Here is an 11435-nt window from a genome sequence, read left to right as displayed (position 1 = left end):
ACACGGGGATCGCGCCGCGCAGGGCGTACGCGTTGGCGGTCGAGCAGAACGTGAACGAGGGCAGGATCACCTCGTCGCCCGGCTGCAGATCGAGCTGACGCTCGTCGAAGAAGAGCTGGTAGCGCAGGCCGGAGCAGCCACCGGGCTGCACGGCGACGCGCAACCGCAGGTCGTCGCGACCCTCCTGCTCGAGCAGCGCCTTGACCTTGCCGGCGGCGACGTCGGTGAGGAGGATGCCGGTCGCGGCGGTCTCCTGCGACTGGGTGGTAGGACTGGTCACGAGTGCTCCCTGATCTGTTGCGATCGTCGTCTCAAAGCCAACGCTAGCTCGCCGGCGACGATTCCTGGTCGGCGACCCGGCCGTGGGGTGGTAAATCACGGCCGAAATCCTCAAGCGTCTCCGCCAGCACCGCCCGCTGCGTCGGGCAGGCCTGCTGCCAGCGCACCCGGCCGGTGTCGGTGATGTGCACGAAGACGCCCCGGCGGTCGGTGGCGCACGACTGGCGCAGCACCAGACCTTCCCGCTCCAGCCGGTCGACCGCGCGGGACAGCGCGCTCTGGCTGAGGTGAACCTCGTCGGCAAGCTCCTGCATCCGGGCCGCTCCGGGGCACTCGCGCGCCTCCGCCAGCCGGTCGAGGATCTCGAACTCGCTCATCCCGAGTCCGTGCTTGTCGTGCAGGGCCTTGTCGAGCTGGCACGAGGTCGAGGTGAACAGGCGTGCCAGGTCGCGCCACTGCCGGACATGCGGTGGCGCCTCCCGTTCCACGATCTCGAGGCTCACAAGGCCGAAGCCTAGCATGCGCCTGCACAACATGCGAGAGCATTTTATGTTTGCGCATTCAATGCGGATGCATGTACGTTACCCCGCATGATCGTCACCGAGTCATCGGCCAGCACCTCCGCAGAACGCAACAACAAGCGCGGCCGGCACGCAGGTGTGCCTGGTCCCGTTCCGGATACCCGCTGGACCCCGCAGCTCTGGGGCACGCTGCTGGTCCTCTGCACCGTCCTGTTCCTCGACGGCCTCGACGTCTCGATGGTCGGCGTCGCACTCCCCGCCATTCAGGCCGACCTGGGCCTGTCCACCGCGTCGTTGCAGTGGATCGTCAGCGGCTACGTCCTCGGCTACGGCGGCCTGCTGCTGCTCGGCGGGCGTACGGCGGATCTGCTCGGGCGGCGGCGGGCATTGCTCGTGGCGCTCGCGGTCTTCGCGGCGGCGTCCCTGCTCGGCGCGCTCGTCGACGACGGCGGGCTGCTCATCGCCACCCGGTTCATCAAGGGGCTGGCCGCCGCGTTCACCGCACCGGCCGGACTGTCCATCCTGACCACCACGTTCCCCGAAGGCCCGGTACGCAACCGAGCCCTCGGCATCTACACGGTCTTCGGCGCGAGCGGCTTCTCCTCGGGCCTGATCCTGGGCGGCCTGCTCACCGAGATCAACTGGCGGGCGACCTTCCTCCTGCCCGCTCCCCTGGCGCTCATCGCGCTGGCGGCCGGGATCAAGCTGATCCCCAAGAACAGCGAGCGCGCCGCCGGCGGGCACGACATCCTCGGCGCGGTGACCTCGACGGCCGCCCTCCTCTTAACAGTGTTCACCGTGGTCAACGCACCGGCCGCGGGCTGGGGCTCGGTGCGTACGCTCGGCTCGTTCGCGGTGGCGGCCCTGCTGTTCGGCACGTTCATCGCCGTCGAGCGGCGGATCAAGCACCCGCTGGTGCGGCTGGGCATCTTCCGCAACCGCACCCTCGTCCGGGCCAACGTCGCGGCGGTCACCGTCGCCGGGGCGTACATCAGCTTCCAGTTCGTGCTCGGGTTGTTCCTGCAGGCCGTCCTCGGCTGGTCGCCGCTGCAGATGGCGCTGGCCCTGCTCCCCGCCGGGCTCATGGTCGCCTCATCGGGATCGCTGATGGGCCGGCTGATCACCCGCTACGGGACCGGGCGGTTGATCGCAGGCGGCATGGGCGCGTTCGTGCTCGCGTACGCCTTGTTCCTCGGCGTCGACACGGCGTCCTCCTACTGGCGGATGCTCCCGACGGTGCTGCTGCTGGGCGTCGGCTTCGCCCTCGCCTTCTCGTCGATGAACGTGCAGGCCACCAACGGCGTCGCCGACGAGGAGCAGGGGCTGGCCTCCGGTCTGGTGCAGACCTCGTTCCAGGTCGGCGGCGCGATGGTGCTCGCGATCACCACGGCGATCGTGGGCAACGAGGTGATCCAGCCCGGCCGGGTGCCGTCGGCGTTCGGCCCGGCCATCGCCGTGATCACCGCCGTCACCCTCGCCGGACTGCTCGTCGCGCTGCTCGGCGTACGCCAGGGCGCGGCGAAGCCGGAACCCTCCGTGGAGACGGTCCCCGCCGAGCGGGAGCTGGAAGAGGCCTACTCGTAACAGTCCTGGTTCTTGACCTGCACCGCCAGCTGGACGACCCGGCCGCCGTACACCTCGATCCGGTATACGGCGGCCGGGTTGCCCGGCACCGCGATCTGGCCCCGGCCGTCGCGTTCGCCGCCGCCGACCGGCTTCCAACCCGGGTAGGCCTCGTGCAGCTTCCCGTAGGACGTGCCGACGGCGACGCCCTCCGGAGTGCCGAGGCCGGCATATCCGTAGATCGCGGCGAGCCCGAGTTTCTTCGAGAAATACAGCCGCCCCTCGGTTCCGTTCGAGGCGGCGCCCTTCAGGTAGGCGTACCGCCCGCAGGCGGTCCCGGCCGACCCGGCCGGTTCGCTGATCAGCCCCGTGGCCTTGGCCTGGTCCGGCGTCATGCCCAGCTTCAGCTCCCCGTACCCGGCCGGGCCCAGCGTCACCGCCACGGCGGCGGACGACGAGGTCGAGGCGGGCCCGGCCGCCGGGGTGCAGGCGGCCACCGGCAAGGCGATCACGAGCAACGACAGAACACGGCGAAACAACTTCATGGCGAACCCCCGTTCGAAGTCTTTCGATGGGGAAGACGCCACTCGCCGCGCCTCGGTTGCCGACGGCTATCCGACCGCCACCCGCGCCGCCATCTCCCGCACGCAGCCGCGCGCGTCGCCCAACGCCCGCTCCAGGCCGAACTCTTCGGACAGCGACAGCGCATCAGTCACACCGGCCGCGTGCCAGGCCGCCGGCTTCGCGGTGACTCGTCCCGCGATGACGACCACTGGTACGCCGAGAGCAGCGCCCGCGCCGGCGACGCCGTCGATGACCTTCCCGTGCAGGGACTGCTCGTCGAAGGAGCCCTCGCCGGTGATCACCAGATCGGCTTGGCGCAGCTCGGCGTCGAGGCCGATGGCGTCGCGGACGAGCTGGATGCCGGAGGTGAGCCGCCCGCCGAGGGCGAGGATGGCCGCGCCCAGTCCCCCGGCCGCCCCGGCGCCGGGCGTCTCGGCGATCCCCTCGGCGAGCACGCTCGCGACCCGCGTCAGGGCGGCCTCCAATTCCTCGACCGCCGCCGGATCGGCACCCTTCTGCGGGCCGAAGACCCGGCTGGCCCCGCGCGGGCCGGTGAGCGGATTGTCGACGTCGGTCGCCCCGATCAGCTCGATTCCGGCCAGCGTCGCCGTCTCCGGCGTCATGTCTGATGCCGCGCCCGCTGCCGCGCCTGGATCCGCGTCGTCCCCGTTCCCGGCGTACGCCGCCAGTGCCTCCGGCCGCCCGAGCCCGGCGAGGACGCGTACGCCGGCGTCGTTGGTGGCGCTGCCGCCGAGCCCGATCACGATCCGGCGGACGCCGTCCACCTCGGCTGCTGCCGTGAGCAACGGCAGCAACCCCGCCGAGCCGGCGCGCCGCGGATCCCGTTCGGCCGGGCTCAGATGGTGCAGCCCGCACGCGTGCGCGCTCTCCACGTACGCCGTGTCGCCGACGATCAGGATCTCGCCGGTGACCGGCCGGCCGAGCGGATCGGCCGTCGGCACCGGAAAGCGCTTTCCTTCAGGGTGTGCCGCCGCGAGGACGTCCACGAAGCCGGGGCCGCCGTCGGCGAGCGGACGCAGCACGAGATCGTCGTCCGGGCGTACCGACCGCCAGCCCTCGGCCACCGCTTCGGCGGCGTCGGGCGCGCTCAGGGTCCCGGCGAACTTGTCGGGGCAGATCAGCAGACGCATGTGCGGTGCCTATCACATCGCGCGGACCTCTGTCACACCACACGCTGCATGGGACGATTGGCTTGTGACGACCACATGGGTTGAACCAAGCAACACCGCCACCGCGCTGCTTCTGCTCGGCCGGGGCAGCGATCCTGCCTCCGAGCGTGGTGTGGAATGCCCCGGCGAGCTGCCGCCCGCGAGCGACCCCGATCTGGTCGCGCGGGCTCAGGCCGCCAAGGCCGCGCTGGGCGACCGGGTCTTCGTCCTCGGCCACCACTACCAGCGCGACGAGGTCATCCAGTTCGCCGACGTGACCGGCGACTCGTTCAAGCTCGCCCGCGAGGCCGCCGCCCGGCCGGACGCGGAGTTCATCGTCTTCTGCGGCGTGCACTTCATGGCGGAGTCCGCCGACATCCTCACCACCGACGCACAGCAGGTCGTCCTGCCCGACCTCGCCGCCGGCTGCTCGATGGCCGACATGGCCGTGCTGAGCCAGGTCGAGAAATGCTGGGATCTGCTGCAGGACCTGGGCATCGCCGAGTCGGTCGTGCCGGTCACCTACATGAACTCGTCGGCCGACATCAAGGGCTTCGTCGGCCGCAACGGCGGCGTCGTCTGCACCTCTTCCAACGCGAAGCGGGCGCTGGACTGGGCGTTCGAGCAGGGGGATCGCCTAGCCGGCGCGGCTGCGCCTGACGCGAAGGGCGGCGGCAAAGTCCTGTTCCTGCCGGACCAGCACCTCGGGCGCAACACCGCCGTGCTGGAGATGGGTTACAGCCTCGACGACTGCGTCCTCTACGACCCGCACAAGCCGAACGGCGGGCTCACCGAGCAGCAGCTGCGCGACGCGAAGGTGATCCTCTGGCGCGGGCACTGTTCGGTGCACGGCCGGTTCACCCTCGAATCCGTGCAGGACGTGCGCGAACGCGTACCGGGGGTCAACGTCCTCGTGCACCCGGAGTGCCGCCACGAGGTCGTGACGAACGCCGACTACGTGGGCTCGACCGAATACATCATCAAGGCCATCGAGGCGGCGCCGGCCGGCTCGGCCTGGGCCGTCGGCACCGAGCTGAACCTGGTCCGCCGGCTCGCGCTGGCCCACCCGGACAAGCAGATCATGTTCCTGGACAAGGCGGTCTGCTACTGCTCGACGATGAACCGGATCGACCTCCCGCACCTGGTCTGGGCGCTGGAGGAACTGGTCGCCGGCCGGGTGCCGAACCAGATCACGGTCGACCCCGAGACGGCCCACAACGCCCGGGTCGCCCTAAACCAAATGCTCGCCCTCCCCTAACCCCACCCACCCCCTCTCTCCCCGTTGATCATGGAGTTAACTGTCGTCTCGACGGCGTGTCGGTACCGGAAACTCCATGATCAACCGGGGATCGGCGGGGCCGGGGGGAGGGTAGTGGGGGCAGTGGGGGCGGGGGTTAGGCCACGCCGGTTTCGGCGGGGGTGAAGAAGACGTCGTCGGCCAGGTCGTCCCGGTCGATGCCGGCATTGTCGGCGATGAGGTCGCCGAGCGTACGCCGGAAGTCGATGCCGAACTGGCGCCTGATCAGCGTCAGACCTGGATCGTTGCCGTAGAAGAAGCGGTCGCCGTCGCGCAGCGCCTGGAACTGCTTACGCCACATGGCCTGCTGCAGTTCGCCCAGCTCCGATCCGCGTACGTGCGGCTCGCAGACCATGCCGACGAACGCGTCCACCCGGCCGACCGAGCCGTAGACCGAGCGCAGCCGGGCGGCCAGCGGCGTCCGGCGTACGCCCCGAGTGACGGTGTTCTCGGCGGCGTCGGTGCCGGCCTCGACCGGCTTGCCCTCGATGTCGAACAGCCGCACGAAGTCGAGGCTCTGCGGATCGTCGGCCTCTTGGCCGCGCGTGAGCAAGGTGTCGGCCGGGAAGGTCTGCGACCGTTCGCCGGTGATCGCGCGGAACATCGTGCGCTCCGGCAACCCGTACGCCTTGCGCAGCTGGTTGTAGGTGGGCATGCCGTGATCCCGGCCGCGCTGGACGTCGATCGCGCCGAGATCCAGGACGCCCTGGAAGCACTTCGGCAGCTCGACGCCGTCGAGGCAGTGCGGGTTGCCCGGGTCGGGGATCTGGAACAGGACGCTGCGCAGCTGGTTGTCGATCATCTCGTCGTTGCGATACTCCGACTCCGAGCCGATGCCCGCCAGCAGCGGGCCGAGCCCGATCATGGCGACCAGGTCGGGATTGAAGAAGGCGACGTTCAGCGGGATGACCAGTTCCAGGTCTTCCCCGTCGGCCGACGGGGTCACCTCGACGCCCTGCGCCTCCAGCGCGGCGACCCGGGCGGCCGGGAAGCCGTCCACCGGCACCTCGGCCTCGAATTCGCCGTGGATCTGGCTGTGGGCGCGGTATCCGACGGTCGCGAACTCGTTGCTCAGGGTCGGATTTACCCGGGGGTCGTAGCCGCGATAGTCCGGCAGGCGTACGCCCATGTCCGGTAGGAACTGGGTGTAGGTGATCCACTGCTGCTCGGCGATGACCACTCGCCGGGCGATCTGGAAGCGCTCCTCCTCGCTGAGGGTCTCCGGCAGCAGATCCACGATTCGGTTGTGCTCACGGGCGAACAACGTCTGGATCGCGGTCAGCGCGATGTTCTCGTTCGCCCGGACGTCGCCGGCGACCATCGCCTTGGCGGCCTGGCCGAGCAGGCGCCCGTCGAGGTTCATCGGCGGAGCGGTCGCCGAGTCGCCCCGAGCGTCGCGACGCGGCAGGTACCCATCCGGCAGGAGCAGTTTCGCGCCGTTGTTCTTCAGGTCGCCGTCGACCTCGCCCTCCCGCAGCCATTCGAGCCGCGACTCGGAACCGCCGTAGACGGCCCACGCGTCGAGGTAGGAGCTGACGGTGTTGGTCTGCTGGCGGGGTCCGGAGACGCCGGTGCCGGGGGTGGCCGCCGATCGAGTGAAGGGGATGACACCGAGGTCGTCGCGGAAGCTCTCCAGGGGGTCGTCCGGGTCGAATTTCAGGTTCGCCTTCTCGGTGCCGTCGGCGCGGAGCCCGAAGGTGTGGTCGAGGAACTGGCCCCAGGTGAAGCCCCACTGGCTGACCCGGCGCTCGGAGAACACGTTCTGCTGGACGTCGTTGAAGATCCGGTTGCTGACCAGGCGTGCGTCTGGCCCGGCTACCTGGGCGGATCGTCCGTCGGCGTAGTGCGTGGGTGCGACACGCAGATACGCCCGGCCCACCTGGCCCCATTCCGGGTGGGACTTGTTGTTGCCCGTGCCGTCGAGCGCCTGCACCTCGAAGCGGCGCAGGAACGACTCGATGCTGCTGGGCCGGTTGTGTTTGCGGGCGTCGGCGATCGAGTATCCGACCTGCACGATGCCGAGGAGCAGGGCGACGGTCACTCCGACGATGATCAGGCGCCGGGATGATCGGGCGCGGCTTCGTCTGCGTCTCACGGTCTTCTCCTGCCTTGGGGAGACGTCGCTCTCGCCGCCTGTCCTCAATAGAAATCAGGCGGATCGAGCGATTCCGACTGCGCGCGCAGGGAACATCGTTGGTCCCGGAAAGCCACTCGTCAATGTTTTGTATGTGCCATCTGAGCTGCGGTAATCGCCCGACTCCGGGGTGTCACTACATCGAGGAGTACCAAGGTCCACTCTGGACCACAAGGACCCGGGAGAAGCCTGAAAAGGACACGGCGCGCAACAATGCAGTTCCGGTGCGTGACCAGCGATTCCGGCTATTCCCGAATCGGCGTGACTCCTCTGACGCAGACCGATTCCGGGAGTATGCTTCGGCGGTTCGTACGCCCGCCCAACTCTTCGCGCCCATGGAGGTCGTGTTGTCTGACGTACTCGTCGTGACCGGTGGCACTCCCCTGACCGGCGAAGTCCGGGTCCGGGGCGCGAAGAACCTCGTTTCCAAGGCGATGGTGGCCGCGGTCCTCGGGCATACGCCCAGCCGCATGTTCGACGTCCCCCGCATCCGCGACGTCGAGATCGTCCGGGGCCTGCTGGAGCTGCACGGCGTACGCGTCACCGACGGCGACCTCGACGGCGAGCTGGTCTTCGACCCCTCGAACGTCGAGCGGGCCGGCATCGACGAGATCAACGTGCACGCCGGGTCGAGCCGCATCCCGATCCTGCTGTGCGGCCCGCTGCTGCACCGGCTCGGCCACGCGTTCATCCCCGACCTGGGCGGCTGCCACATCGGCCCGCGCCCGATCGACTTCCACCTCGAAGCGCTGCGGCAGTTCGGCGCGATCGTCGACAAGACGCCCGAGGGGCTGCACCTGTCCGCCCCGAACGGGCTGCACGGGATCAAGTTCACCCTCGACTACCCGTCGGTCGGCGCGACCGAGCAGATCCTGCTCACCGCCGTCCTCGCCGAGGGCGTGACCGAGCTGGCCAACGCCGCCGTCGAGCCCGAGATCGTCGACCTCATCTGTGTGCTGCAGAAGATGGGCGCGATCATCAAGGTGCACACCAACCGCGTCATCGAGATCGAGGGCGTGTCCCGGCTGACCGGATTCACCCACCGGCCGATCCCGGACCGCATCGAGGCGGCCAGCTGGGCCTCGGCCGCGCTGGCGACCAAGGGCGACATCTTCGTCCGCGGCGCCCGGCAGGCCGACATGATGACCTACCTCAACGTCTTCCGGTCCATCGGCGGCAGCTACGAGGTCGACGACGACCCGGTGGGCGGCGGCATCCGGTTCTGGCACCCCGGCGGCGACCTGCGACCGGTGGTCATCGAGACCGACGTCCACCCCGGGTTCATGACCGACTGGCAGCAGCCCCTGGTGGTGGCGCTCACCCAGGCCAACGGCCTGTCGGTGGTACACGAGACGGTCTACGAGAACCGGTTCGGCTACACCCACGCGCTCAACCAGATGGGCGCCACGATCCAGGTGTACGCCGAGTGCCTCGGTGGCGCGGACTGCCGCTTCGGCCGCCGTGGCTTCCGTCACTCGGCGGTCATCGCGGGCCCGGCCAAGCTGCACGCCCACGACCTCGTCATCCCCGACCTGCGGGCCGGGTTCAGCCACCTGATCGCCGCGCTCGCCGCCGAGGGCACCTCCCGGGTCCACGGCGTCGACCTGATCAACCGCGGCTACGAGGACTTCGAGGCGAAGCTCGCCGGCCTCGGCGCGCGGACCGAGCGGCCCGTGACCCAGGCGGCATGACGGGCGGCGGGTAAGTACGGCTTCGGTCAGCTACTCTTGTCGCGTGTCTACGCTCTTCCGCCGCAAATCCGCCGACCTCGTCGAGGACTCGGTCACCTCGGTGACCGCTGCTCCCGAGACCGCTGAGGAGACTTCGGAGGAGGCGAGCTCGAAGGCGTACACGCCGAGCAAGGGCAAGGCCACCCCGAAGCGCACCGACGGCCGCCGCAAGGCGGAACCGCCGCCCGCCAACAAGCGCGAGGCGTACCGGCGCATGAAGGACAAGCAGCGCGGCGAGCGGGCCGAGGCGATGGCCGGCATGAAGGCGGGCGAAGAGCGCTACCTCATGCCCCGGGACAAGGGCCCGGAGCGCAAGCTGGTCCGCGACATCGTCGACACCCGGCGGACGATCGGCACCTGGTTCTTCGGCAGCGCCTTCGTGGTGTTGCTCGGCACCGGCACCGGCAACCCGACCTTCGTGATGTACGCCCAGCTCATCTGGTTCGCGATCGCCTTCGCGACGCTGGTCGACACCGTGCTGATCTGCCGCAAGGTGAGCCGCCTCGTCCGCGAGCGCTTCCCGAAGCCCAGTGTCTCGATGCGGTCCCTCTACTTCTACGCGTTCATGCGCGCGATCACCTTCCGGCGGCTGCGGATGCCGCAGGCCCGGAAGAAGTTCGGCGAAGCCATCTGAACAGCGGTCTGACACGAAACAAGGCCCGCCCGAGTGCGGGCTTTGTTTTCGCCCGTCGTGTCAACTAGAGTTGACAGCATGAGCGAGACCGATCGCGCCGCCACCGAACGGCTGACCGCCGCGGCGAGCAGCACCGATCCGGCCGTCGGCCTCCGCGCCGTACGCGCCCTGCGGGAGCTGGCCGAGCGACTCGAAGCCGTCCAGGTGCGGCACGCCCGCAACCTCGGCTGGACCTGGCAGGAGATCGCCGTCCAGCTCGGGGTCACCCGGCAGGCGGTGCACAAGAAGTTCGGCGCCGGCCGCGGACTCTTCGGAAAGGAGAAGTAGGCGATGCCGTTCCAGAGGTTCCACACCGACGCCCGGCAGGCCGTCGTGCACGCCCAGGAGGCCGCTCGCCGGCTCGGGGCGGAACGGGTCGGGCCGGAGCATCTCCTGCTCGGCCTCCTCGACTCCCCCGACGGTGTCGCCCGGCGCATCCTCGCCCGGCATGGACTCACCCGGCTTTCGGCGTACGAGATGATTCGACGGAATGGCCTGGACGCGCAGGCGCTCGAAGCCATCGGAATCGACCTCGCGGCCGTGCGCGACAAGCTGGAGGCGACCTTCGGGCCGGGCGTGCTGGACGAGCCGGGACCGGTACGCGGACGGGTGGGCTTCGGGCCGGCGGGCAAGAAGGTGCTGGAACTGAGCCTGCGCGAGGCGATCCGGCGGAAGGACGATCACATCAGCGACGGGCACCTCCTGCTCGCGCTGATCCGCGAGGGTGGACCGGCGGTGGACGTCCTGCGGTGGGCGCGCATCGACCCGGAGGCCCTGCGCGACGAGGTCGACGCCGCGCTCTAGGCTGCTCGTATGGGGTTCGACGGGTTTCCGGACGAGGCGCTGATCTTCTTCGAGGGACTCCTCGCGGACAACTCGAAGACCTACTGGACCGAACACAAGGACGTCTACGAGCGCGCGATCAAGACGCCGATGCTCGCGCTGATCGCCGAACTGGGCGACTCATGGGGCGAGCCGAAGGTGTTCCGGCCGTATCGGGACACGCGCTTCTCCGCGGACAAGTCGCCCTACAAGACGCATCAAGGGGCGTTCTGCGAGATCCTCGACGGTGTCGGGTACTACGTGCAGATCGACGCCGACGGGCTCACGACCGGCGCCGGCTTCCACGCCCACACCCGCGAGCAGACCGCGCGCTACCGGGCCGCCGTCGACTCCCCCGCCAGCGGACCCCAGCTCGCCACGCTTGTTGCGTCCCTTGTGGACAACGGCTTCGAGCTTTCCGGCGACCAAGTCAAAACGCGGCCCCGCGGGGTGGCCGCCGACCATCCGCGCCTCGCGCTCATGCGGCACGAATCCCTGGTCGCCCGCCGCCACCACGAACCATCCCCGTCGCTGCACACCTCCGCTACGGCTGCAGTCGTACGCGCGGACTGGCAAGCCCTGGCACCGCTGGTGGAGTGGGTGGCGACCTACGTTGGCGAGTTCACCATGCCACCCCGGCGGTGAGCCCCCTCCCCCTCGCTCGCCCCGCTCGCCCCGCTCGG

At 69.7% G+C, this 11435-nt stretch carries 12 protein-coding genes; 7 read left to right on the top strand and 5 right to left on the bottom strand.

The window, feature by feature from the left end; translation table 11 throughout:
• Both AB0M47_RS39740 and AB0M47_RS39735 read right to left on the bottom strand, forming a co-directional pair.
• The coding region (locus AB0M47_RS39740; RefSeq protein ID WP_363423454.1) for a DegT/DnrJ/EryC1/StrS family aminotransferase at nt 1-280 on the bottom strand (280 nt) is incomplete at its 3' end.
• A 43-nt stretch (nt 281-323) separates the two neighbouring features.
• Nucleotides 324-782: a MarR family transcriptional regulator gene (locus AB0M47_RS39735; RefSeq protein WP_363423452.1), complete on the bottom strand. Its 459-nt coding sequence runs from the start codon at nt 780-782 to the stop codon at nt 324-326.
• An 87-nt stretch (nt 783-869) separates the two neighbouring features.
• Between AB0M47_RS39735 and AB0M47_RS39730 the strand changes: the two genes are divergently transcribed.
• On the top strand, nt 870-2384 hold the full coding sequence (locus AB0M47_RS39730) for an MFS transporter (protein ID WP_363423450.1): 1515 nt from the start codon (nt 870-872) through the stop codon (nt 2382-2384).
• On the opposite strand, the gene AB0M47_RS39725 is transcribed toward AB0M47_RS39730, so the two are convergent.
• Nucleotides 2375-2908, bottom strand: coding sequence for a hypothetical protein (locus tag AB0M47_RS39725; RefSeq protein WP_363423448.1), 534 nt, complete (start codon nt 2906-2908; stop codon nt 2375-2377). The genes AB0M47_RS39730 and AB0M47_RS39725 overlap by 10 nt on opposite strands.
• A gap of 66 nt (nt 2909-2974) precedes the next feature.
• Nucleotides 2975-4078: a glycerate kinase gene (locus tag AB0M47_RS39720; protein WP_363423446.1), complete on the bottom strand. Its 1104-nt coding sequence runs from the start codon at nt 4076-4078 to the stop codon at nt 2975-2977.
• A gap of 64 nt (nt 4079-4142) precedes the next feature.
• Here AB0M47_RS39720 and nadA point away from each other — a divergent pair, with 64 nt between their 5' ends.
• A complete protein-coding gene (gene nadA / locus AB0M47_RS39715) occupies nt 4143-5354 on the top strand; it encodes a quinolinate synthase NadA (RefSeq protein WP_363423444.1) in 1212 nt (403 codons plus the stop codon).
• Nucleotides 5355-5490: 136 nt separating this feature from the next.
• On the opposite strand, the gene AB0M47_RS39710 is transcribed toward nadA, so the two are convergent.
• A complete protein-coding gene (locus tag AB0M47_RS39710) occupies nt 5491-7488 on the bottom strand; it encodes a peroxidase family protein (RefSeq protein WP_363423442.1) in 1998 nt (665 codons plus the stop codon).
• Between the two features lie 383 nt (nt 7489-7871).
• On the opposite strand from AB0M47_RS39710, the gene murA reads away from it, so the two are divergent.
• From murA to AB0M47_RS39685, 5 genes are all read left to right on the top strand, one after another.
• A complete protein-coding gene (gene murA / locus AB0M47_RS39705) occupies nt 7872-9218 on the top strand; it encodes a UDP-N-acetylglucosamine 1-carboxyvinyltransferase (RefSeq protein ID WP_363423456.1) in 1347 nt (448 codons plus the stop codon).
• 43 nt (nt 9219-9261) lie between these two features.
• Nucleotides 9262-9891 (top strand): DUF3043 domain-containing protein, encoded by a 630-nt coding sequence (locus AB0M47_RS39700; protein ID WP_253761484.1) that lies wholly within the window; start codon nt 9262-9264, stop codon nt 9889-9891.
• Nucleotides 9892-9969: 78 nt separating this feature from the next.
• Entirely contained in the window at nt 9970-10218 is a 249-nt protein-coding gene (locus AB0M47_RS39695) for a helix-turn-helix domain-containing protein (protein WP_253761483.1), read from the top strand.
• A 3-nt stretch (nt 10219-10221) separates the two neighbouring features.
• Complete coding sequence (locus tag AB0M47_RS39690; protein WP_363423439.1) at nt 10222-10734, top strand: Clp protease N-terminal domain-containing protein; 513 nt, start codon at nt 10222-10224, stop codon at nt 10732-10734.
• 9 nt (nt 10735-10743) lie between these two features.
• Complete coding sequence (locus AB0M47_RS39685) at nt 10744-11397, top strand: DUF2461 domain-containing protein (protein WP_363423437.1); 654 nt, start codon at nt 10744-10746, stop codon at nt 11395-11397.
• The last annotated feature ends 38 nt before the right edge of the window (nt 11398-11435 follow it).

It is taken from the genome of Hamadaea sp. NPDC051192, from assembly GCF_040682475.1.
Classification (GTDB): Bacteria; Actinomycetota; Actinomycetes; order Mycobacteriales; family Micromonosporaceae; genus Hamadaea; species Hamadaea flava.
Note: the sequence above shows the minus strand (reverse complement) of the source record. Positions and strands in the feature narration are given on the sequence as shown.

Excerpts from the sequence above, each read along its gene's own strand:
- AB0M47_RS39730 (WP_363423450.1), top strand. The coding sequence starts at position 870 with ATGATCGTCACCGAGTCATCGGCCAGCACCTCCGCAGAACGCAACAAC.
- AB0M47_RS39725 (WP_363423448.1), bottom strand. The coding sequence starts at position 2,908 with ATGAAGTTGTTTCGCCGTGTTCTGTCGTTGCTCGTGATCGCCTTGCCG.
- AB0M47_RS39720 (WP_363423446.1), bottom strand. The coding sequence starts at position 4,078 with ATGCGTCTGCTGATCTGCCCCGACAAGTTCGCCGGGACCCTGAGCGCG.
- AB0M47_RS39695 (WP_253761483.1), top strand. The coding sequence starts at position 9,970 with ATGAGCGAGACCGATCGCGCCGCCACCGAACGGCTGACCGCCGCGGCG.
- AB0M47_RS39690 (WP_363423439.1), top strand. The coding sequence starts at position 10,222 with ATGCCGTTCCAGAGGTTCCACACCGACGCCCGGCAGGCCGTCGTGCAC.
- AB0M47_RS39685 (WP_363423437.1), top strand. The coding sequence starts at position 10,744 with ATGGGGTTCGACGGGTTTCCGGACGAGGCGCTGATCTTCTTCGAGGGA.